General features: G+C 59.0%; 20 protein-coding genes. 16 read left to right on the top strand and 4 right to left on the bottom strand.

Going from position 1 to position 21,746, the window contains the following annotated elements:
• The first annotated feature begins 105 nt into the window (after positions 1-105).
• From galB to K5Y30_RS00995, 8 genes are all read left to right on the top strand, one after another.
• The gene (gene galB, locus K5Y30_RS01030) at positions 106-846 is read left to right on the top strand and encodes a 4-oxalmesaconate hydratase (RefSeq protein WP_222210297.1); all 741 of its coding nucleotides are present in this window, start codon (positions 106-108) and stop codon (positions 844-846) included.
• Positions 843-1,556: a 4-carboxy-4-hydroxy-2-oxoadipate aldolase/oxaloacetate decarboxylase gene (locus K5Y30_RS01025; RefSeq protein WP_101764141.1), complete on the top strand. Its 714-nt coding sequence runs from the start codon at positions 843-845 to the stop codon at positions 1,554-1,556. The genes galB and K5Y30_RS01025 overlap by 4 nt, the downstream gene beginning before the upstream one ends.
• 3 nt (positions 1,557-1,559) lie before the next feature.
• On the top strand, positions 1,560-2,648 hold the full coding sequence (locus K5Y30_RS01020) for a 4-oxalomesaconate tautomerase (RefSeq protein WP_222210296.1): 1,089 nt from the start codon (positions 1,560-1,562) through the stop codon (positions 2,646-2,648).
• 3 nt (positions 2,649-2,651) lie between these two features.
• Positions 2,652-3,536 (top strand): NAD(P)-dependent oxidoreductase, encoded by an 885-nt coding sequence (locus K5Y30_RS01015; protein WP_222210295.1) that lies wholly within the window; start codon positions 2,652-2,654, stop codon positions 3,534-3,536.
• A gap of 116 nt (positions 3,537-3,652) precedes the next feature.
• Complete coding sequence (locus tag K5Y30_RS01010) at positions 3,653-4,108, top strand: heme-binding protein (RefSeq protein ID WP_222210294.1); 456 nt, start codon at positions 3,653-3,655, stop codon at positions 4,106-4,108.
• Between the two features lie 15 nt (positions 4,109-4,123).
• Positions 4,124-4,651: a sugar dehydrogenase complex small subunit gene (locus tag K5Y30_RS01005; RefSeq protein ID WP_222182569.1), complete on the top strand. Its 528-nt coding sequence runs from the start codon at positions 4,124-4,126 to the stop codon at positions 4,649-4,651.
• A complete protein-coding gene (locus K5Y30_RS01000; RefSeq protein ID WP_222210293.1) occupies positions 4,644-6,245 on the top strand; it encodes a GMC family oxidoreductase in 1,602 nt (533 codons plus the stop codon). The genes K5Y30_RS01005 and K5Y30_RS01000 overlap by 8 nt, the downstream gene beginning before the upstream one ends.
• 10 nt (positions 6,246-6,255) lie before the next feature.
• Positions 6,256-7,569 carry a cytochrome c gene (locus K5Y30_RS00995; RefSeq protein WP_222182573.1) on the top strand — a complete coding sequence of 438 codons (1,314 nt, stop codon included), beginning with the start codon at positions 6,256-6,258 and terminating at the stop codon, positions 7,567-7,569.
• A gap of 45 nt (positions 7,570-7,614) precedes the next feature.
• Here K5Y30_RS00995 and K5Y30_RS00990 read toward each other — a convergent pair whose 3' ends face one another.
• From K5Y30_RS00990 to flhB, 3 genes are read right to left on the bottom strand one after another with little or no spacing between them, the layout of a single operon-like run.
• Positions 7,615-8,022, bottom strand: a complete 408-nt coding sequence (locus tag K5Y30_RS00990; protein ID WP_222182575.1) for a flagellar protein FlhE — start codon at positions 8,020-8,022, stop codon at positions 7,615-7,617.
• On the bottom strand, positions 8,022-10,109 hold the full coding sequence (gene flhA / locus K5Y30_RS00985; protein WP_101764133.1) for a flagellar biosynthesis protein FlhA: 2,088 nt from the start codon (positions 10,107-10,109) through the stop codon (positions 8,022-8,024). Before flhA ends, K5Y30_RS00990 begins: the two co-directional genes overlap by 1 nt.
• A complete protein-coding gene (flhB, locus tag K5Y30_RS00980) occupies positions 10,102-11,253 on the bottom strand; it encodes a flagellar biosynthesis protein FlhB (protein ID WP_101764132.1) in 1,152 nt (383 codons plus the stop codon). Before flhB ends, flhA begins: the two co-directional genes overlap by 8 nt.
• A 594-nt stretch (positions 11,254-11,847) precedes the next feature.
• On the opposite strand from flhB, the gene K5Y30_RS00975 reads away from it, so the two are divergent.
• The 8 genes from K5Y30_RS00975 (at position 11,848) to K5Y30_RS00940 (ending at position 20,832) form a co-directional block, all read left to right on the top strand.
• On the top strand, positions 11,848-12,342 hold the full coding sequence (locus tag K5Y30_RS00975; protein WP_192234148.1) for an SH3 domain-containing protein: 495 nt from the start codon (positions 11,848-11,850) through the stop codon (positions 12,340-12,342).
• Between the two features lie 84 nt (positions 12,343-12,426).
• Entirely contained in the window at positions 12,427-13,641 is a 1,215-nt protein-coding gene (gene icmH / locus K5Y30_RS00970) for a type IVB secretion system protein IcmH/DotU (protein WP_101764124.1), read from the top strand.
• A complete protein-coding gene (gene tssM / locus K5Y30_RS00965; protein WP_222210892.1) occupies positions 13,641-15,755 on the top strand; it encodes a type VI secretion system membrane subunit TssM in 2,115 nt (704 codons plus the stop codon). The genes icmH and tssM overlap by 1 nt, the downstream gene beginning before the upstream one ends.
• A gap of 13 nt (positions 15,756-15,768) precedes the next feature.
• Positions 15,769-16,467, top strand: coding sequence for a type VI secretion system-associated protein TagF (gene tagF, locus K5Y30_RS00960; RefSeq protein WP_222182579.1), 699 nt, complete (start codon positions 15,769-15,771; stop codon positions 16,465-16,467).
• A gap of 33 nt (positions 16,468-16,500) precedes the next feature.
• Positions 16,501-17,613 (top strand): type VI secretion system-associated FHA domain protein TagH, encoded by a 1,113-nt coding sequence (gene tagH / locus K5Y30_RS00955; protein ID WP_217546375.1) that lies wholly within the window; start codon positions 16,501-16,503, stop codon positions 17,611-17,613.
• Positions 17,610-18,386, top strand: a complete 777-nt coding sequence (locus tag K5Y30_RS00950) for a PP2C family serine/threonine-protein phosphatase (RefSeq protein WP_222210292.1) — start codon at positions 17,610-17,612, stop codon at positions 18,384-18,386. Before tagH ends, K5Y30_RS00950 begins: the two co-directional genes overlap by 4 nt.
• A 13-nt stretch (positions 18,387-18,399) precedes the next feature.
• On the top strand, positions 18,400-19,350 hold the full coding sequence (locus K5Y30_RS00945) for a hypothetical protein (protein WP_222182585.1): 951 nt from the start codon (positions 18,400-18,402) through the stop codon (positions 19,348-19,350).
• A gap of 66 nt (positions 19,351-19,416) precedes the next feature.
• The gene (locus K5Y30_RS00940) at positions 19,417-20,832 is read left to right on the top strand and encodes a serine/threonine-protein kinase (protein WP_222182587.1); all 1,416 of its coding nucleotides are present in this window, start codon (positions 19,417-19,419) and stop codon (positions 20,830-20,832) included.
• Positions 20,833-20,838: 6 nt separating this feature from the next.
• Here the strand turns inward: K5Y30_RS00940 and K5Y30_RS00935 are convergent, their stop codons facing one another.
• The gene (locus K5Y30_RS00935) at positions 20,839-21,510 is read right to left on the bottom strand and encodes a gamma-glutamylcyclotransferase (RefSeq protein ID WP_168197458.1); all 672 of its coding nucleotides are present in this window, start codon (positions 21,508-21,510) and stop codon (positions 20,839-20,841) included.
• Positions 21,511-21,746: the final 236 nt, after the last annotated feature.

The raw sequence follows: 21,746 nt of genomic DNA, 5'->3' as shown, positions 1-21,746 counted from the left end.
ATCGATGTCGCAATATAAATAAAACGCATACCCGCTGCAATTAAATGAATTATCGCCGCCAGGTTGGCGGTGACAGCATGGAAAAAAACAGCGGAGGAGTATGCCATGACTAACAACACCCCAAAAAAAACCGCGCTGGTGGTCAGCGCTCACTCAGCGGATTTCGTCTGGCGCGCCGGCGGTGCCATTGCGCTGCACCATGCGCAGGGCTATGACGTCCACGTTGTCTGCCTCTCGTTTGGCGAGCGCGGTGAGTCGGCCAAGCTGTGGCGCAAGGGGGAGATGAGCGAGGCGAAAGTCAAAGCCGCCCGCCGCAGCGAGGCGCAGGCCGCCGCCGAGATCCTCGGTGCCAGCATCGAATTTTTTGATCTCGGCGATTATCCGCTGCGTGCCGATAAAGAAACCCTGTTCCGCCTGGCGGACGTTTATCGTCGGGTGCTGCCGCACTTTGTTCTGACTCACTCGTTGCAGGATCCCTACAACTACGATCACCCAATGGCCACCAATCTGGCGCAGGAAGCGCGCATTATCGCCCAAGCCGAAGGCTACCGTCCGGGCGAAAAAATTGTCGGTGCGCCGCCGGTGTACTGCTTCGAACCGCACCAGCCTGAACAGTGCAACTGGAAGCCGGATGTGCTGCTGGATATCACCTCAGTGTGGGACAAAAAATATCAGGCGATTCAGTGCATGGCCGGGCAGGAACATCTGTGGGAATACTACACGCGCGTAGCGCAGCAGCGCGGCGTGCAGGCCAAGCGTAACGTCGGCATTACCACCAGCCGCGACATCATTTATGGCGAAGGTTATCAGAGCATCTTCCCGCGCGTAACGGAGGATCTGGCATGAGCATCATCGCGAAAAAAGGCGTCGCGGTGCGCCACATCCCGCGTGCGGCAGCCACCGATATCGACGCGCTGGCGCGCTTTGGCGTCGCCACTGTGCATGAAGCGCAGGGGCGTAAAGGTTTGCTCGATCCTGCCATTCGCCCGATTCAGCAGGATTGTGCCATCGCGGGCAGCGCGGTCACCGTGCTGGTGGCGCCGGGTGATAACTGGATGTTTCACGTCGCGGTGGAACTCTGTCAGCCGGGCGATGTGCTGGTGGTTGCGCCAACCTCGCCGTGCAGCGACGGCTTCTTCGGCGATCTGCTGGCGACCTCGCTGCAGGCGCGCGGCGTGCGCGGGCTGGTGGCGGATGTCGGTGTGCGCGATAGCCGCACGTTGCGTGAGATGGGCTTTGCCGTCTGGTCGCGTGCGGTATATGCGCAGGGCACGGTGAAAGAGACGCTCGGCTCGGTGAATGTGCCGCTGGTGTGTGCCGGGCAGCTGATCTGGCCGGGTGACGTTATCGTCGCCGATGACGACGGCGTGGTGGTGGTGGCACGCGATGAAGCCGCCAGCGTGGCGGCCAAAGCGCGTCAGCGTGAAGAGCTGGAAGAGAGCAAACGCCTGCGTTTAGCGGCCGGTGAGCTGGGCCTAGATATCTATCAGATGCGCCCGCGCCTGGCGGAAAAAGGACTGCGCTATCTCGACACGCTCGATCAACTGGAGGAATAAACCATGCGCCAGCGTCGCATTCCCTGCTTGCTGATGCGCGGCGGCACCTCCAAAGCCGCCTGCTTTCTGGCACAGGATCTGCCAGCCGAACCGGCGGCCCGCGATCGGGTACTGCTGGCGGTGATGGGTTCGCCCGATATCCGTCAAATTGACGGCCTCGGCGGGGCCGATCCGCTCACCAGCAAAGTGGCGATCGTCAGCGCTTCACACCGTGACGATGCCGATGTCGATTACCTGTTTGCCCAGGTCAACGTCGATCAAGCCCGCGTCGATTACGGGCAAAACTGCGGCAATATCCTCGCCGCCGTCGGGCCTTTCGCCGTCGAACGCGGGCTGGTCAAGGCAGGCAGCGAACGCACCCGTGTGCGCATTTTCATGCAGAACACCGGGCAGATTGCCGAGGCGGCGTTCGCCACGCCCGACGGTGAAGTCGACTATGACGGTGATCTGCGCATTGATGGCGTGCCGGGCAGCGCAGGCGAGATCGCCCTCACCTTCAAAGACATTGCCGGTTCGAGCTGTGGCGCGCTGCTGCCAACCGGTCAGCCGCGCGATCGTTTTGATGGCATCGACGTCACCTGCATCGACAACGGCATGCCGGTGATCCTGGTGCGTGCAGCGGATGTCAATCGCAGCGGCTATGAAAGCCGCGACGCGTTGGATAACGACAGCGAGCTCAAGCAGCGGCTGGAGTCGATCCGCCTGCAGGCCGGGCCGCGGATGAATTTAGGGGATGTCAGCCAGCGAACAGTGCCCAAAGTCACGCTGCTGGCTGAAGCGCGTCACGGTGGCGCCATCAGCTCACGCACCTTTATTCCGCACCGCTGCCATGCCTCGATTGGTGTGCTTGGCGCGGTGAGTGTCGCCAGCGCCTGCCTGATCCCCGGCAGCGTCGCCGACGGACTGGCACGCACCAGCCAGAAACCTCAACAGCGCCTGAGCGTGGAACATCCCAGCGGAGAATTCAGCGTGCTGCTGCAGCGCGAAGGCGATAACCCGCTGGCGGGCTGCGGTCTGTTGCGCACTGCGCGTGCCATTTTCGCCGGTGAAGTCATGATTCCGGCGGCGGTCTGGCCCTTCAGCAAGGAGTAATTGATGAACATCACCTTTATCGGTTTTGGCGAAGCGGGCGGCATTCTCGCCCATGATTTACAGACGCAGGGCAATGCGGTGACGGTATGGGATCGCAAAGCCCTCGCGGCAGAAACCCTGCCCGCGCTGCAGCAAAAAGCGCAGCAGAGCGGCGTGCGGCTGGCCGCTTCGCTGGCGGATGCATTGCAGGACGCCGCGCTGGTGTTCTCCACCGTTACCGCGTCGCAGGCCCTCAACGTGGCGCAGCAGGCGGCAGCGCGGTTACAGGCCGGGCAGCACTTTCTCGATCTCAACTCGGTGGCACCGCACACCAAACGCGCCGCGGCTGAAGTGATTCACGCTGCGGGGGCCAGCTATATCGACGTGGCGGTGATGGCGCCGGTGCCGCCCAAGCGGCTGGCGACGCCGCTGCTGATTGGCGGCGCTCAGGCTGCACAGGTGCAGCCGCTGCTGCAACAGCTGGGTCTCCACAGCCGCCTGTTGGGTGGCGAAGTGGGTGAAGCTTCAGCGATTAAGATGTGCCGCAGCGTGATGATCAAAGGCCTCGAAGCGCTGACCACCGAATGCCTGAGCGCGGCGCGCCAGTATGGCGTAGAGCAAGCGGTACTCGACTCGCTGCACGCCAGTTTCCCGTCGCTGGGCTGGAACGATCAGCTGCCGCACTACCTGATTAGCCGCGTGGCAGAGCACGGCCAGCGACGCGCTGAAGAGATGCAGGAAGTGGTGAAAACGCTGCAGGACGTCAAGGTACCGGCCGCCATGAGCGCAGCGATTGTTGCCACGCAGCAAGGGCTGATTGATGCGTTAAACGCCCGCTCCCTGCGCTATCAACAACTGACGCCCTTCGTCTGGCAACAGACGCTGGATAAGATCTATCCACCTCAATGAGTTATACGCATAGAGGTATGCGTTTTGTTTATCGGCAATTGTTTACATTTTTGCAACAGCGTAGCGTAAGCGAGACGAGAAGCACGTTTTAAAACAATAAATATCGGAAGCAAAACATGAAGATTAGAGCATCTGTCGCCCTTTCCCTGCTGCTGGCAGCGGGTATTGGCCAGGCCAGCGCCGCCGCGCTGGACGCCAGCCACACCAACCAGGTGATGACCAGTGTCAAAAACAGCATCAGCGCGCAGCACAGCACCGGCTGTGTAGCGGTGGTTGATGCCAGCGGTACGCTGCTGGCCTTCCAGCGCCTTGACGGCGCATCGCCGGGCTGCGTCGATGCCGCCATTGGTAAAGCGCGCACCTCGGCGCTGTATCACGCCCCTTCCCTGAAATTTATGCAGCGTCTGCAGAGTGGCGAAACCACGGTTCTCGCCATCCCGCACGCTGTGGCACTCGGTGGCGGTTTCCCGCTCACGCTGCAGGATGAAGTGGTCGGCGCCGTCGGCGTCAGCACCCCCAAACAGGATCTGGATAACCAGGCTTCAGAGGCTGCCGCTCAGGCGCTGAAATAACTTTCGGGAATTTCCATGATGACTCTTTCACGCCGCCGGTTGCTGACCGGCACGGCGGGCCTGTTGGTGGCTGGCGTCCTGACGCAGGCGCTACCCGGCAGCCTGGCTTTCGCCTCGCCACCGCTGGCCGCCGCAGTGGCTCCGTCCGCCAGTTTTACTGCGATTTCCGTCCGATTAACCGGACTGGACCAGCCGGATGCCTTGCTGGCGCAGCGCCTCTACAGCTGGCTGCACGCGCATTTCCCGCAGCTGGATAGCCAGCTCGATACGCTCAGCGCGCTGCTGGAGCAGCAACCCGCCGCCAACGGCAGCAGCCTGCTGGCGCTGCTGAGTAGCCAGCCCAAAGCCCTTAACGATCTTTATCAGGCGCTGGTTTCCGGCTGGTATCTCGGCGTCGTCGGACCGCTGCCGCGTCCGCAATGTATCGCCTTTGAAAATATCGTCAGCTATCAGCTGGTGCGTGATTCCCTGTTACCACCGAGCTACGCGCCGGGGCAACCTAACTTCTGGACGCAGCCGCCTGCAAGGAGAGCACATGTCTGATTCATTAAGCGCCGACGTGGTGGTGATTGGCGCCGGCATTGCCGGTTCACTGGCGGCGCTGAAGATGGCCAAAGCGGGCGCGTCGGTATTGTTGCTGGAGTCCGGCCCGGAGATTAAGCGCGATCAGGCGGTGGAGTATTTTCGCAATTCGCCGTTTAAGGGCGATTTCACCGAGCCGTATCCGCCGCAGCCGTGGGCACCGCAGCCAAAATTCATACCCAGCGATAACAATTACCTGATCCAGAAAGGCCCGGATCCCTATCGCGCCCAATATCTGCGCGGTACCGGCGGCACCACATGGCACTGGGCTGGACAAGCGTTCCGCCTGTTGCCGAACGATATGCGCATTCAGTCGCTGTACGGCGTTGGCCGCGACTGGCCCATCAGCTATGACGAGCTGGAACCCTATTACTGCGACGCGGAATACCAGATGGGCGTATCTGGCGACAGCGATCTGGCTTCGCCGCGTTCGCGCCCTTACCCGCTGCCGGGCATTCCGCTGCCGTACGGCTTCGATCGTCTGAAGCAGCGACTCGGTCCGCTGGGTTATGAGGTGGGCATTGGTCCGCAGGCGCGTAACAGCATCGCCTATGACGGTCGCCCAGCCTGCTGCGGCAACAATAACTGCATGCCGGTTTGTCCGATTGATGCGCAGTATCACGGCGGCATTGCCGCACGTAAGGCGCTGGATGCCGGTGTCAAAATCGTCACCAATGCGGTGGTGTTCCGCATTGAGGCTGACGACAAAGGCACCATTCAGGCGGTGCACTATCTCGATCAGAATAAAGTGCCTCATCGCGTGACCGGCAAACAGTTTGTCCTGACCGCCAACGGCATTGAAAGCCCGAAAATCCTGCTGCTCTCCACCAGCGATCGCTACCCGAACGGCATCGCCAACAGCTCCGGCATGGTGGGCCGCAACCTGATGGATCATCCGGGATCGTCAGTGGAGTTCTACGCCGATGAGCCGGTGTGGTTTGGCCGTGGGCCAATGCGTCCCGGCAGCATCAACAATATGCGCGACGGCGATTTCCGTGGTGAACGTTCGGCGCTGCGTATCGACCTCGCCAACACCTCGCCGGTGCGTTATCTCACCGAACGTCTGGTACGTCAGGGCTATTATGGCAAGGCGCTTAACGACAAGCTGGCCTTCCAGGCTGAGCGTTTTGTTCAGCTCAAGTGTTTGCTGGAGATGCTGCCGGAGCCGCAGAACCGCGTCACGCTGAGTAAAACCGAGAAGGATGCCTGGGGCATTCCCCGTCTCGAGGTTTACTACCGCTTCCCGGACTACGTGCATCGCGGCTACGACCAGTCGATGATCGACTTCCAGCGCATGGTGAAAGAGATGGGCGGCACCGAGGCGGTTTACAGCAAGCGCGGCGTTTACGACAACAACCAGCACATCACCGGTACCATGATCATGGGCAGCAATCCACAGGATTCGGTGGTGGATGGTCACTGCCGCACCCACGATCACCCGAACCTGTTTATCGCCGGCACCGGCATTATGCCGTCGGCCTCGACGGTCAACTCAACGCTGACCGGAACCGCGCTGGCGCTGCGTATGGCCGATAGCGTTCTGGCAAGCTTGTAAGGAGCACCCGATGAAACCTGTATTGATTCAGGCCGCTATCGCGGTGGTCCTGATGCAGTGCGCCGTGGCGCAGGCGGCAGACAATGCCGCTCAGATTAAGCGCGGCGAATATCTGGCGCGCGCCGGTGACTGTACCGCCTGTCATACCGCCACCAACGGCCCGCTGTTTGGCGGCGGCTTTGCGGTCAGTACGCCTTTCGGCCAAATCTGGGGCAGCAATATCTCCTCCGATAAGCAGTATGGTATCGGCAGCTGGAGTGACGATCAGTTCGTTGCTGCGGTGCGCGACGGCATTGGCAAAAATGGCGAGCAGCTCTATCCGGCGATGCCGTATGACTCCTTTACCAAAATGAAGCGCGACGATGTGCTGGCAATCAAAGCCTATCTCATGTCGATGCCGCCGGTGCATCAGGCTTCACCGCAAACCGACCTGCCGTTCCCATTCAACCAACGCTGGGGCATGCGCTTCTGGAAGTGGTTTAACTTCGATAAAGGCGAATTGCAGAACGATACGCAGCAGAGCGCGCAGTGGAATAACGGCCGCTATCTGGTTGAAGCGCTGGCGCACTGCGGCACCTGCCATACGCCGCGTAATCTGACCATGGGCATGGACAACGATAAAGCATTGGCCGGCGGCGATCTTGGCGGCTGGATGGCATACAACATTACGCCGGATAAGCAGGCTGGCATCGGTGACTGGAGCCAGCAGCAGCTGGTGACCTACCTGAAAACCGGGTTTGTCGCCAACAAAGCCAGCGCCTCCGGGCCGATGGCCGAAGCGATTGAGCACAGCCTGCAATATCTGCCCGAAAGCGATCTGCAGGACATCGCCACCTATCTGCGCAGCGTTAAGCCACAGCCGGACGCACAGCAAACCCGGGCGCGCGACAGCTGGGGACAACCTTCCACCGCGCTGATTGCACTGCGCGGTGCCGATGAGGCGACCCGCCATGCTCAGCCCGGCGCGGTGGTATTTGCCGGTAACTGTGCCAGCTGTCACGGCGCGGAAGGTGCGGGATCGGGCAGCGGTTTCCATGCCTATCCGTCACTGTTCCATCACACCAGCACCGGCGCGGCAGATGCGCTGAACGTGGTATCGGTGGTCCTCAACGGTGTGCATCGCCATATGCGCGAGGGCGAAGTGTTTATGCCGCCTTTTGCGCCTGAACTGAGTGACCAGCAGGTGGCGGATGTCAGTAACTTTGTTACCCAGCAGTTTGGTAATCCGGCAGCGGCCAAAGTGGATGCGAAGCAGGTGAAAGGGTTAAGAGAGGATGCAAAACTGGCTTCACCCCCAATTTACGGTCAGGGAGATAAGCCTTAATCCATGCACTCGGCGGCGCAGGGCGCGTCGCCGAGGTAACACGCGTTACTGATAATTCACCGTCACTTCACTGCTCACCACCCGTAAGCCGGGCGGCAATGCGCCCTTCCCCTGAAAGCCAAACGCCAGATGCAGCGTCTCTTCCGCCGCCACGTTGGCTAAGCCGCGCGTACTGCCGCTGGCGCCTTCAATCTCGACACAACGATCGCCCGCACACAAGCGCACCACCAAACCCGAGGGCGCAGGACGGCTGAGCTGATAACGCCAGTACACCAGCGAAATATTGCCCGGCGCGCTGGAAGGCGCACGCAGCGCAGGCGTCATCAGCCAGTTACCGCGCACGCCAAGGCTTGGGCCGCTGGCGTTGGCGCTCCAGGCACCGCTGGCCGCAGCGGCAGCCAGCGGTAGCGTCATCATCGGCAACATCATCAATGCCCAGCACCAGCGACGCATTACTTGCCTCCAATGGTGGCGGTCATACGGATTTGACGGTTGTCGGTCAACTCCATATTCGACAGCACAATCAGCTGCGGCAGGTTGCGGCGCAGGAAGCGCGCCAGCAGCGCACGCAGCGGATGATTGACCAGCAGCACCGGCGGAGCACCCGCCATCTCTTGCTGCTGCAGTGCGCCTTGCGCCTGCACCAGTAAGCGATCCGCCAGACCGGGTTCGAGTCCGCCGCCGCCTTGCAGCGCCTGCAGCAGCAGACGTTCCAGCGTGGCGTCGAGGCCAATCACCTGCACTTCGCCGTTACCCGGGAACCACTGTTGGGTAATCGCACGTCCCAGCGCCACACGCACTACGCTGGTGAGCTCTTGCGGATCGTTCTGTACCGGCGCATGTTCCGCCAGCGTCTCAATAATGGTGCGCATATCGCGAATCGAGACGCGCTCGGTCAGCAGGTTTTGCAGCACTTTATGCAGCGTGGTCAGCGTGATGACGCCCGGCACCAGATCTTCGGTCAGCTTCGGCATCTCTTGCGTAACGCGATCCAGCAACTGCTGCGCTTCCTGTCGGCCAAACAGCTCGCTGGCGTATTGGCCAATCAGGTGATTGAGGTGCGTCGCCACGACGGTGCTGGCTTCCACCACGGTAAAGCCCTGAATCTGCGCCTGCTCTTTCAATGCGCTGTCGATCCAGATTGCCGCCAGACCAAAGGCCGGATCGACGGTCGGCTCGCCCGGCAGTGAACCAGCGGCGGTGCCAGGGTTAATCGCCATCCAGCGGCCCGGATAAGCATCGCCGCTGCCAATTTCTACGCCTTTCATCAGGATGCGGTAACGCGCGGGCGGCAGCTCCATGTTGTCACGGATATGCACCACCGGCGGCAGAAAGCCGACCTCTTGTGCCACCTTCTTACGAATACTGCGGATACGCCCCAAAAGTTCGCCGTTTTGCAGGTGATCGACCATCGGAATCAGGCGATAACCCACTTCCATGCCGAGCGAATCTTCCAGCTGCACATCGGTCCACGACGCTTCCACCGTGGCCGGCGTCTCCTGAGTTTTTACCAGACTGGAGGCTTCCGCCGGTTTCTTCGGCTGCATTTCGCGACCGCGCAGCCACCAGGCCAGGCCCAGCAGCGCAGCGGTAAACAGCAGGAACACCAGGTTTGGCATGCCCGGCACCAGGCCGAGTAAACCAATCACGCCGCCGCTCAGCATCAGCACGCGCGGGTTCTTGAAAAGCTGCGTTACCATCTGCTCGCCGACGTCCTGATCGGTGCCCACGCGCGTCACGATGACACCTGCGGCGGTGGAGATCACCAGCGCGGGGATTTGTGCCACCAGGCCGTCACCGATGGTTAACAGCGTGTAGGTTTCACCGGCGTGACCGAGATCCATGCCGTGCTGCACCACGCCGACCAACAGGCCGCCGATGATGTTGATCACCATGATCAGGATACCGGCGATAGCATCACCACGGACGAACTTACTCGCACCGTCCATCGAACCGTAGAAATCGGCTTCCTGCGTCACTTCGGTACGGCGCTGCTTGGCTTCCTGCTCGCCAATCAAGCCTGCGTTGAGGTCGGCATCGATCGCCATCTGCTTACCTGGCATCCCATCCAGCACAAAACGCGCGCCGACTTCGGCGATACGTCCCGCACCCTTGGTGATGACCATGAAGTTGATGATGACGAGGATGATGAACACTACGATACCGATGGCGAAGTTACCGCCAACGAGGAAGTGACCAAAGGCTTCCACCACGCGTCCGGCGGCATCGGCGCCGGTATGGCCTTCCAGCAAAATGATACGGGTTGAGGCGACGTTCAGCGCCAGACGCAGCAGCGTCGAGAACAGCAGAATGGTCGGGAAGGCGGCGAACTCCAGCGTGCGCTGGGTGAACATCGCCACCAGCAGCACCATGATCGACAGCGCAATGTTAAAGGTGAACAGCAGGTCAAGAATGAATGCGGGTAACGGCAGCACCATCATCGACAAGATCAACATGATCAGTACCGGGCCCGCCAGCACCTGCCATTGCGTGTCTTTAAAGTTGCCCGGTAAACGCAGCTTCTCGGCTAAATTAGCCATCGTTAGTGTTCTCTCCTGCAAAGTCCATGTCTGCCGGAACCGGCAGGTTTTTTGGTTTGTTTGGAATCAGGCCGCCTTCGCGCTTCCAGCGTCGCAGCTGCCAAACCCAGGCCAGCACTTCCGCTACCGCGCCATACAGCGCGCCGGGGATGAACTGACCAATTTCGGTGTGTCGATACAACGCACGCGCCAGCGGCGGTGCTTCGAGAATCGGGATACGGTGCTCTTTGGCGAGCTCACGAATCTTCAGGGCGATATCGCCCGCGCCTTTGGCCACCACTTTCGGCGCGCTCATCTTGCCTTCCTGATACTTCAGCGCCACCGAGTAGTGCGTCGGGTTAGTGACGATAACGTCGGCTTTCGGTACATCAGCCATCATGCGACGGCGCGCCGCCGCGCGCATCGCCTGGCGAATACGCCCTTTAACGTGCGGGTCGCCTTCGTTCTGTTTATGTTCGTCGCGGATCTCCTGGCGCGTCATCTTCAGCTTTTTGAAGTAGCTGTAGAGCTGCCAGAACACATCAAAACCCACCATCGGGAACAGGCCCAGCATGATCAGCCCACAGCAGGCGGCGATCATCGACAAACCGTGATGTAGCGCGTTGATCGGCGATTCGCTCATCAAACGCAGCATCTCTTCCCAGTGGCTCCAGATGTACCAACCGGCCACCAGCCCAACCAGCACCGCTTTCATGATCGATTTCACCAGCTCTGCAGCGGTTTGGCCGGAGAACATGCGGCCAATACCGGTGAGCGGGTTGAGCTTTTTGAGATCGAACTTAATGGATTTGCCGCTGAAGTTAAGGCCGCCCAGCGCCATCGGCCCGGCAATCGCCACCACCACTAAGCCGCCCATCAGCGGCAGCAGCGCGATCACCGCCTGCTTAATCAGGCTGCCGATATGACCAATGATCACTTTGTCATCGTTCACCATGCCGTGATCAAAACGAAATCCGGTGGCGACCATGCTGGCCAGACGCTCCGCCATGCTGTTGCCGCCGACCCACAGGATCAGCAATCCAATCAACAGCATCATCACTGAAGTCAGCTCGCGCGAACGCGGAATCTGCCCCTCCTCACGCGCTTTTTCAAGTCGGTGGGGCGTGGGCGATTCTGTTTTGTCCTCGTTACTCTCTTCAGCCACGACTTACCTCAGCTGGCAGGAATTCTGAGCATAGAATGCCAAAACCCTGTCAGGCTAAAGCGCGGATTAAAGGGGGGAAATGTGAGCTTATTTAGCCATAAGTTAAATTGCGGTCGATTATTGGCCGCCGCAAGTTTATAAATGCGCCTAGCAAAAGCCATGCCGTGCTGCGTGCCAAAATGGCAGTATGGGGCCCGGAAATTCTGAAATTGAGAAAATTGTTTCGCAAAGCAATCTTTTTTATCGCACATAAATAGATTAATCTTATTTACCATTTTCGTTTGGTACTAACCGTGACCAAATGCCGTTGCGCAGCCTTGCACCGCTAACAGCAGCGAATAAATTAACTCAGCTTATCTATCACCGTGACTATGTGTTTTATATCATCGGCCTGCGCTGCTTTTTCGCCCGCTAGCACGGGATTTCTCATGGTGCAATGGTTTGAATTCTCAAAAGTCTTAGGTAGACTTAGTTCAGCACTATCTTTCTGTAATCTGTCTGTTTTTTTGATGGCTTTCGCGCTGCTTAATCTGCCTGCCTTAACGGCCCGTGCCGCAGATTACTCTGCAGCTAATCTGATGAAATTTGAGGATCATGGTGAATAAGAGTCTCGTGCTTGTGTTGCTGGCGGTGTTAAGTCTGGCTGCTTGCAAAGCGCCACCGCCACCCGTTACAGATGACACGCTGGTAACCAGTGAAGTGAATGGCGTCCAACTGGTCCATCGTCATGCGGTGGCAGCACCTGGCGAATTCACGCCGGTCAATGAGAGTTATCGCGCGCTGTACGCCGCCTCGGTAATGACCACGCCTGATTATGGTGGCAAGGTGGTGCGCTATCTTGATAACGCTAAACCATTCGAAGTGCTGGGCCGTGTTGAACACAGCTGGCTAGCAGTGGCTGATGAGCCTAACGGCCAGTTAATTGGCTATATTCCGCCGAAAGCGGGCGTGGAGAGCAGCCGTTACGACGCGACCATTCGAAGCGATCGTCCGCGCCCCCGCCGCAACAGCAAACAGGTTTGTGTGGCCGTTGGCGGCGCCAGCAAGGCTTGTCGCACTAACGATACCGCGACCTGGATTTTAGACTGATAATGCAATCCGGCGCACAATGCCCGCAGAAGCGCTTGCTCTGCGGGCTGTGATTTTCGCCCTTGCCTGGATAACCAAGATTTAATGACTCAGGATTCCCTTGCTCGCGATGGCATTGTCGCGGGCAATGATAACCTTTTGCTTAATGCCGCAGCACCCATCCTGAATGCCGTGGTACGTATACGGCAGGCCGCTACGCATGACGATCCTGCCGGATTGCGCCAGTTACTGATCGAAGAGATCCGCCAGTTCGAACAACGCTGTAAACAAGCGGGCTTACCTTTTGAGATGATTATCGGCGCGCGCTACTGCCTGTGCAGCGTGCTGGATGAAGCCGCAGCGCAAACGCCGTGGGGCACGCGCGGCGTGTGGTCCGGCAACGGCATGCTGGTCACCTTTCACAATGAAAGCTGGGGCGGTGAGAAAGTGTTCCAGCTGTTGTCGCGCGTATCGCAAAGCCCGCAGCAGCATCTGTGGCTGCTGGAACTGATCCACTATTGCCTGCTGCTCGGTTATGAAGGCCGTTATCGCGGCAGTGACAGCGGCCGCGCGCAGTGTGAAGCCATCCGCAAACGCCTGGCACAACTCATTACGGAACATCGCCCGGCGAGCGCCAATCCGGCGGTGCCGCTGGTGGAAGTGCATCCGCTGGTCAGCACCCTGACGCGTCCGATGGTGCCGCTCTGGGCCTGCGTTACCCTGGCCACGCTGGTGGCGAGCCTGATTTACAGCGGACTGAACTGGCGACTCGGCAACGCCGCCGAACCGCTGCTGCGCACCATCTATCAAACCCCGCTGCCACAAATCACGCCAGGACGTCGCCCTACTTCCCCTCAAGCGCTGCTCGATCTCCATCAACGTCTGAATGATGTGATTGCCGCCGGACAGCTGGAAGTGAGCGACGGCGCGTTCGGCAGCAAAGTGATCATCCCCGCTGACAAACTGTTCTCCAGCGACGGCACGGTGGTGAATCAGGTGGGACGGGCGCTGCTGGCGCATGTCGCCAGCGCAATGAAAACCGTTAAAGGCACGGTTTTGGTATCGGTGTATACCGATAACAGCCCGGTCGATGGCCGCTTCGCCTCCAGCTACGAATTCTCCTCTGCGCGCGCACGCGCCATCATGCAGCTGCTTAATCCGCAGCTCGCGGAAGGTCACAGCGTGAAAGCGGAAGGTCGCGGCGACAGCAATCCGCTGCTGCCGAACGACAGTAATGAAAACCGCGCCCGTAATCGACGGGTGGAAATCACCCTGTTTGTGACACCGGAAACCCTCGGCAATCATCAGGGAGGCCAATGATGCGCGCATCACTGCAACATCTGTTAACCCATCGCCTGCTGTGGAGCCTGATTGGCGTCACGGCATTGAGCTGCGTGCTGTGGATGCTCGGACCGCTGTGGAGCTGGGGCGATACGCGGCCGCTCGAGCCGGTATTGCCGCGCCAGCTAGCGGTCGGTTTGCTCTATCTGCTCTGGTTGCTGTTCCAGTTTCTTCCTGCACTGTGGCGCGGCTGGTTTAACAGCAAGCTGCTGAATCGTCTGCAGCAGATGAGCCAGGAAGAGTTATCCGATCGCCAGGCCACTGAAACCCTGCTGGCGCAGCGCTTCAGTGAAGCGGCGCTGCGTTTAAAGCGCACCCAGTTTGGTCGTCGCCATCAGCAGAGCTGGCTGGCTCGTTTTCAAAGTCACTATCTCTATCAGCTGCCGTGGTACGTGATGATTGGCGCGCCGGGCGCCGGTAAAACCACCGCGTTGCTTAATGCTGGCCTGGAATTCCCGCTCACCGACAGCCTCGGCAAAGCGGCGATTCGCGGCGTGGGCGGCACGCGCCACTGCGACTGGTGGTTCACCGACAGCGCGGTGCTGATCGATACCGCCGGGCGTTATGCGTTGCAGGAGAGCCAGCGCGCGCGTGACGGCGCGGAGTGGCACAGTTTTATCAATCTGCTGAAGCGCTATCGCACCCGCCAGCCGATCAACGGCGTGATCATGACCATCAGCGTCTCCGATCTGTTGACCGATTCAGCCGAAGCCCGCCATGCGCAGGCCAGCGCGCTACGTGAACGCATGGCGGAGCTGCATCAGCACACCGGCATTCACTTCCCGGTGTATGTGATGGTGACCAAAACCGACCTGCTGAAAGGGTTTATGAGTTTTTACGGCACGCTCAGCAAGCCGCAGCGCGATGCGATTTGGGGCTTCACTTTCCCGTGGGAACCGGGCAAACCGCATAAAGACGACTGGCACCGCAGCTTCAGCCAGCAATATCAGCACTTAGAACAGCGTTTACAGCAGCAGCTGGCCGACGTCATGGCCGGCGAGCGCGATCTCACCCAGCGCGCCGACAGCTTCCTGTTCCCGCAAGAGTTCAGTTCGCTGCGTCCGCTGCTGAATGAGTATCTCGATGTGGTGTTTTCCAGCCATCAGGAGCCGATCGCCTGGTCGGCGCGCGGCCTGTTCTTCACCAGCGGCACGCAGGAAGGTTTACCGTTTGACCGCATCATGGGCGAGCTGAACCGCAAGCTGCAGCTGCCGCATACCGGTGAAAGCAGCCTCGCCGCGTGGAATAGCGTCGATCGCAGCAGTCCGATCCCCGGCAACAAAGGACAGAGTTTCTTTATCCGCGATTTGCTGAGCGATTTAGTATTCCGCGAAAGCGGTCTGGCGGGCAGCAATCGCCATTGGGAATACCGCAACCGCCTGTTCCACTGGATCGGTTATGGCGTGCTGACCGGCGCGCTGCTGCTGCTCTCCTGTCTGTGGCTCACCAGCTATATTCAGAATCAGCGTTATCTGGACCAGGTTGCCGAACGCATTGCGCCGATCACCACGCAAAGTCAGCAGGTGATCCATCAGCCCGCCGATAATATTTTTGATCTGCTACCCTTCTTAAATAACCTGGTGAAACTGCCGCTCTCCGAGCGTTTTTCCCTCGACAATCCACCGCTTACCATGCGCGTTGGTCTGTATCGCGGCAACCAGGTCAGCGATGCGGCGTGGGCGCTTTATCAAAATGCGCTTAAGTCTTTACTGCTGCCGCGCGTGGCGCAGCAGATCACCAATTTGCTGCGTGACGATCCTGGCACCGATAACGATTACAGTCGCAATGCGCTGCGGGCCTATCAGATGCTCTATCAGCCGCGCAATTATGACGGCGAGTTCCTGCGTGGCTGGCTGATGCAAAACCTGCAGCGCACGCTGCCGGAGGATGTCAGCGCGCGCGATTTGCAGCAGCTCGACTGGCATCTGAGCCAGCTGCTGGATCAGCAAATTCAGTCTTCGCCGTATGCGCGTGACAATGCGTTGATGATGCGTAAGCTTGCGGAGAATCTGAAAAATGCCGGTGACAGCAGCAACACGCTGGCGATTGCGCCGCACGTTGTTTCGCAGCGATTGACCAGACACAGTGAGTAATGGTGAGGTAATCATGCCGACACACACTGCGCCGGGCTGGTACGGCAAGTTACCGGCCACCGGCGATTTTTTGCGCCAGCGTCTGAGCGAAAATACCGTGACGCCGTGGAGCCACTGGTTTCAGCAAGGATTACTGCACTGGCATCAGCAAGCCGATGCCAGCACCGCACAGTTTTTACGTGCGCCGGTGTGGAATTTTGTGTTACCGCTTTCGCCGCTGCGTCAGCAGGTACAGATGGGCTGCCTGCTGCCGTCCTGCGATCGCGTGGGCCGAAGCTGGCCGCTGCTGGCGCTGCGCAGCTTCCCGCTGAGCAACTGGCACAGCGCGCAGCTGGCGATGTCCGGCGACTGGTTTCAGGAGCTGGGCGCGCTGCTGCTGCACGCGGTGCGCGATCGGCTCAATCCCGATGCGCTGGAGCAGCAGATGCAGCGTCTTTCGCCGCTGCTGGTGCCGGATACGCAGCGCAGCGACATCATGGATGTGATTGGTTTTGATGATTTGCCCTGTACGCTGAGCTGGCGTGAAGTGGCTGACAGATTCGATCCGCAGCAGCACATGAGCTACTGGTGGAGTAATCGCAGTGACGGTTTTAGCCATGCCACCCATAAACACAGTGGCCCGCTGACTGCGCAACTTTTTTCATTATTGTTTAACCCGGCGTCTGGTGCACAGCCGGGCCGCAACGGCCTCTATCCACCGATGTTTGAATAGGCCGTGGCGTTTGCCTTGTTAACGGGATGACTCATGCAATTTACCATTGTGCAGTGCAATACGGATGTGCCCGCCAAGACGGTAGCCTTTAAACCGCCCGGTGGCACCATCGGCCGCAGTCAGGATAACGATCTGGTGCTGCCTGACGAATCGCGCGCCATATCGCGTCTGCAGGCGTTGGTGCATCTTTCGCCGGAGGGCGAGTGCCGCCTGACCAATCAGGGCAGCGTCACGTCGGTGGTATTGAACGGCGTCGCGTTGCAACGCGGCTCGCAAGTGGCGTTGCAGGATGGCGACACGCTGCAAATCGGTGAGTATGGGCTCGAAGTCCGCGACCCTAACAACCTGAAAGCCCGCCAGGACGATCCGCTGGCGTTCTTTGCCGACAGCAGCGACGACCCGCTCGGTATGATGCAGGAGTCCGAGGTGATTCCCGAGCCGGTTGCGCGTCAGGAGCGCCGCAACGATCCGCGTCTGGCGATTGATCCGCAAAGCGATGCGCCGACGCTGCCAGCCATGTTGCCGGGCGTCTCTCAGGACAAACTGATTGCCGCGCTGCTGGAAGGGATGGGGCTGAACAACGGCCATCAAACCACCATCACCGAAGAGCAGATGCGCGTAACCGGTCGCATGCTGAGCCTGTTTTCGCAAGGTACCGTCGCCCTGCTCTCCTCGCGCTCGATCCTCAAGCGCGGCGTGAAAGCCGACATGACGATGATCCTCAATGAGGCGAATAACCCGTTCAAGATTCTGCCGTCCGGTAAAACCGTATTGATGCAGATGTATCAAAGCCAGATGCCGGGCTTTATGCCGCCGGAACCGGCGGTGCGCGATGCGCTAGTGGATTTGCAGGCGCATCAGCTCGGCATGATTGCCGGTATCCGCGCGATTATTGCCGCCATGCTGCAATCATTTAACCCGCAGCGCTTAGAAGAAGAAGCACGCAAAGATGGCGTGCTGCCCAAAATGGCGTTCAGCACCGGACGCAAAGCGGCGCTGTGGGATTACTTCTCACGCCACTATCAACGTACCGCTGGCGAAATTGAGGATGACTTCCATACGCTGTTCGGCGAAGCCTTCCTGCATGCCTATGATATGGAAGTGAATCAATACAAAGATTCTCAAACGCGGACCGAAGACGCATGAAGATGATGTTTGCCAGCCGCTGCCAGCAAGGCATGCGCGACGAAAATCAGGATCGTACCGGCGCCGAGCTGGACGATCACAAAGCCTGTTTTCTGGTGTGTGACGGCGTCGCCGGTTTGCCTGGCGGTGATATCGCCGCGCAACTGGTGCGCGATACGCTGCTAACGCAGCTGCAGCACAGTGCGACGTTCACCCCTGAAAGCACGCGCGCCGCCATCGAACACTGCCAGCAGGTGCTGATTGAGGCACAGGGAAACAATCCGAATTTTTCACGTATGAGCACCACGCTCGCCGCGCTGTTTATCGACCGCGAAAAACAGCGCGCATGGTGGGCGCACGCTGGCGACAGCCGGATTTATCACTTCCGTCATGGGGTGCTAAATCAGGTGACGAGTGACCACAGTCTGGCCCAGCAGCTACGTGAGGCGGGCTATGAAAATACCGGCATTAACAGTAATTTACTCTATAATGCGCTCGGTGTTGAACCTGCCCGTCCGGCCACTTTTAGCGAGGTGATTACGCTGGCCGATGGCGATGCGTTTCTGGTTTGCAGCGATGGATTCTGGCTCAATCTCACCACCCACGAAATGGAACTGGCCCTGCGCATGGTGAATGCCTGCGAAGAGTGGCTGACTTTGATGGAACAAGCCGTTAACCGCAGTGTAAAAAGCGACAATCTCAGCGCTCTGGCCGTCTGGATTGGCGAACCGCAGGAAGCGACGCTGCTTTATTCCCAGGCTGATGCGGCACGTTTTCTGCCGTCACGTTATTGATCCAAGGATTCTTATGAAAGTGTGGTTGACGGGCTTCGCAACCCTGTTGCTGGCCGTAAATGCTCAGGCAGAAGATTATCGTGTGGTGTATTCACCGAGCCTGTCATTGGAAGTCTACATTGATAACGTGGCGAGCAAAGCACCCAACGACTGGTGCAAAGAGACGCTGCCGCTGCGCATTGTTTCGGGCAAAAGCACCGACTCCAGCATCCTGACCAGCTTCCTGCCGCGCGTTGGTACGCTGCTGGCCAATCAGTGTGGCTTGCTGGATGAACTGCCGTGGCAGATGACCAATAAAGAGGGCAGCGTGCTGGCTAACGGCAGCGCGGCCAAATTACAGAACTGGCGCCCGATCGTGCTGAACGATGCCACCGCCAGCGCCACCACCAGCAACGCCGCGCCGCTCGATTTGTCACGCCCGGCGGATAGCACGCCGCTGCAGCACTTTGCCTTGCCGGGCGGCTGCCATTTCCGTACCTGGTGGGATGACAAAGGTGAATCGCTGTTTATCCCGGATAACCCGAATCAGCACTGCTCCACCGAAGGCTGGCTGGAAGGCCCGAGCGAAATGACGCTGATGAGCGCCGGCAAAACCCACAATCTGGCGCTGAATTTCTATCAGGGCTACCCGATTGCAGATTTGAAGATAAGCGGTCCGCCGCTGGAAGTGGTCTCGGTAAATAACCAGCGCATGATTGTTACGCGTCCGGATGCCGATGATAGCTGGTTAGTGCTGCCGTTTGATGCACAACAGCATGTGTGGCGCTTCAGCGGCACACTTCTGGTGAAGATGGACAAAACCGCCGATCAGGACAGCGATGTGCTGAAAAAGCGGGTTGAGACGTTACGCGGCGTTTGGTCGCCGCAATTTATGCCACAGCAAAAAGTGACTGTGTTACTGATTGACACCCTGCATGCGGATCTCGCCGATCCGGCGATTGGTGCCTGGCGTAACATTAATTAATTAGCGGTCGTTGCCTGCCGTCATCCTGATGACGGGGCGCTACAGGACGTGTTCAGAGAGTTCACTATGTCGGCAAACGAAAACCATACACCTAACGCCCTACCTGCGGGCTACCGGTTTAATGAATTTGAAATCAAGGAAGTGATTGGCGGCGGCGGCTTCGGCATTGTTTATCGTGCCTGGGATCATCAGCTTGAACGCACCATCGCGATCAAAGAGTACATGCCCGTCTCGCTGGCGGTGCGTGCGGCGGATATGTCGCTGGAACTGCGCGGTGAGCGTTTCCATAAGCTGTTTACCGCCGGTCGTAATAGCTTTATTCAGGAGGCGCGCCTGCTGGCACGCTTCAATCATCCCGGCTTGCTGCATGTGTTGCGCTTCTGGGAGGAGAACGGCACCGCCTACATGGGCACGCTCTATTACAGCGGCATGACGCTAAAAGAGTGGCAGATTACCAGTCCGGACAGCATCGATGAAAGCTGGATCCGTCGTCTGCTGCCGCCGCTGTTTGGCGCCATCGATACCATTCACGCCGCCGGTTATCTGCATCGCGATATCTCGCTGGATAACATCCAGATTCAGGAAAATCAGCTGCCGGTGCTGCTCGATTTTGGCTCGGCACGCAAAGAGATCGGCAACCTCTCGGATGAAACCGAGATTATGCTGAAGCCCGGCTTTGCGCCAATTGAGCAATACAGCGAAGAAGGCGAAATCGAGCAAGGACCGTGGACCGATATCTATGCGCTAGGCGCGGTGCTGCACAACCTGATCACCGGCCATGCGCCGCCGGTGAGCGTGGTGCGCTGCATTGAGGATAATTATCAGCCGCTGGTGGAGCGCAAGCCGGAAGGCTATTCGCTGCCGCTGCTGCACGCCATTGACTGCGCGTTAGCCATGAAGCCAGCAGATCGTCCACAAAGCATTGATGCCTTTGCCTGCTTGATCAATCTGCCGGTAAGCGATGTTGAAGCGCTCTCCACCACCATTCCTGTCGTGGCCGAGCCGGTTGTACCGGTGGAGCCGAGTGTTGCAACGCCGGAACCGCAGGTGTTAGCAGTCAATCATGCCGCAGCCGCAGTGGAACCTTTGACGCCGCGCAACGTGCGTCGTTTGTCGCCAGGTTTAGTGGTGGCCGCTGCGATTGCGGTTTTGGCGGTTGTGGTGGTGGTGTGGAAAGCGAATCGTCACAGCGAAGTACCGCCGGTCGCCGCCAGCACCGCGCCCGCTGCGCCTGCCGCCGCAGGCAACAGTGTAGCGAGCAGCGCACCGACGGTGGCGACGGTTTATCTGCGTTTACAGGCGGGTGAGAATGTGATGCTGAATGGCGAAGCCCGCGATGTGAAGCCCTCCTCCAGCGGATTCGCTTCACTCAATCTGGCGGCGGGGAACTATCGCATTGAGGTGCGTAACGGCAACCAGGTGCATAGCCAATCGCTGACCATCGATAAGCCGGGCACCTGGCTGATTAATCCGGCGCAGTAATCTGTATCAGCGCGCTGCTGAATGACTCTGCAGCGCTCTGACATCTGCTGCCAGGCGCGTCAATGCCGCTTCCTGCATGCCACGCTTGCCCAGCTCCTGCTCCAGCGCGTAGAGATATTGTGCGTTGGTGCCGAGCGGACCGCTGGCCTGGGCAATCAACGGCGCAATGGTGCTGCGGCAGGAATCGGTTTCATACAGCGGATGACGCGGATCCATGATAAACACCAGCGCGGTGACGTTGCGTCCGTCCTCTAGCTCCAGTTCACACCAGGTTGGCAGATAGCAGCCAGTGATCATTTCGCGCTTCCACAGAAGCTCCAGCTCGTCATGCAAACGCGATTCCGGTAAGCGGAACGCCAGTCCGCTGGTAGAACCGCCCTCTTTCAGCGCCAGCATGCGGCCAGGCGCGGTTACAGTGCCGCGACCGGCAATCAGACGCAGGCAAAACGCACGGTGCCAGCCCTCTAAACGACCCGGCGCCACTTCGGCCGCTTCAAAAATGGGATTCCACATCAGCGAGCCGTAGCCAAAAATCCACACCGGGCTTTGGTCAGGACGACAGGCCAGCGTCGCGGACAGCGATGCCGCACGCTTTTCACAGCTCCAGAACAGCGCTTCATCAATATCGCCAAACGATGTTTTACAATCTGCTTTTAACAAAAATTCCCGCGTTAACACTGTGGTCTCCTCTACTGCGCTGACATCTTGCCGGTGTGGTTCCTCAAAACTGATGTCTACAGGCGACGCTCATGGCATCGTCTTAAGAGAAGACATTAATTCATTTTTAACAAAACATTCAAGATTGACCCCGATCACAAAAGGGAAATTCTGTGTAAATAGCATCGGCTGCCTGGTGGGGAACTTGAATGGCGAAGGGAAAAGTGCGAGGCGGGCCGCACTGGCCCGCATGACAA

Origin of the sequence: Pantoea sp. DY-5 (assembly GCF_019795955.1) — a bacterium.
Classification (GTDB): Bacteria; Pseudomonadota; Gammaproteobacteria; order Enterobacterales; family Enterobacteriaceae; genus Pantoea; species Pantoea leporis.
This window is presented reverse-complemented; position numbering and strand designations above follow the sequence as displayed.

Bases quoted from the DNA above. Each gene is read 5' to 3' on its own strand.
- galB (WP_222210297.1), top strand. From the start codon at position 106: ATGACTAACAACACCCCAAAAAAAACCGCGCTGGTGGTCAGCGCTCAC.
- K5Y30_RS01025 (WP_101764141.1), top strand. From the start codon at position 843: ATGAGCATCATCGCGAAAAAAGGCGTCGCGGTGCGCCACATCCCGCGT.
- K5Y30_RS01020 (WP_222210296.1), top strand. From the start codon at position 1,560: ATGCGCCAGCGTCGCATTCCCTGCTTGCTGATGCGCGGCGGCACCTCC.
- K5Y30_RS01015 (WP_222210295.1), top strand. From the start codon at position 2,652: ATGAACATCACCTTTATCGGTTTTGGCGAAGCGGGCGGCATTCTCGCC.
- K5Y30_RS01010 (WP_222210294.1), top strand. From the start codon at position 3,653: ATGAAGATTAGAGCATCTGTCGCCCTTTCCCTGCTGCTGGCAGCGGGT.
- K5Y30_RS01005 (WP_222182569.1), top strand. From the start codon at position 4,124: ATGATGACTCTTTCACGCCGCCGGTTGCTGACCGGCACGGCGGGCCTG.
- K5Y30_RS01000 (WP_222210293.1), top strand. From the start codon at position 4,644: ATGTCTGATTCATTAAGCGCCGACGTGGTGGTGATTGGCGCCGGCATT.
- K5Y30_RS00995 (WP_222182573.1), top strand. From the start codon at position 6,256: ATGAAACCTGTATTGATTCAGGCCGCTATCGCGGTGGTCCTGATGCAG.
- K5Y30_RS00990 (WP_222182575.1), bottom strand. From the start codon at position 8,022: ATGCGTCGCTGGTGCTGGGCATTGATGATGTTGCCGATGATGACGCTA.
- flhA (WP_101764133.1), bottom strand. From the start codon at position 10,109: ATGGCTAATTTAGCCGAGAAGCTGCGTTTACCGGGCAACTTTAAAGAC.
- K5Y30_RS00975 (WP_192234148.1), top strand. From the start codon at position 11,848: ATGGTGAATAAGAGTCTCGTGCTTGTGTTGCTGGCGGTGTTAAGTCTG.
- icmH (WP_101764124.1), top strand. From the start codon at position 12,427: ATGACTCAGGATTCCCTTGCTCGCGATGGCATTGTCGCGGGCAATGAT.
- tssM (WP_222210892.1), top strand. From the start codon at position 13,641: ATGCGCGCATCACTGCAACATCTGTTAACCCATCGCCTGCTGTGGAGC.
- tagF (WP_222182579.1), top strand. From the start codon at position 15,769: ATGCCGACACACACTGCGCCGGGCTGGTACGGCAAGTTACCGGCCACC.
- tagH (WP_217546375.1), top strand. From the start codon at position 16,501: ATGCAATTTACCATTGTGCAGTGCAATACGGATGTGCCCGCCAAGACG.
- K5Y30_RS00950 (WP_222210292.1), top strand. From the start codon at position 17,610: ATGAAGATGATGTTTGCCAGCCGCTGCCAGCAAGGCATGCGCGACGAA.
- K5Y30_RS00945 (WP_222182585.1), top strand. From the start codon at position 18,400: ATGAAAGTGTGGTTGACGGGCTTCGCAACCCTGTTGCTGGCCGTAAAT.
- K5Y30_RS00940 (WP_222182587.1), top strand. From the start codon at position 19,417: ATGTCGGCAAACGAAAACCATACACCTAACGCCCTACCTGCGGGCTAC.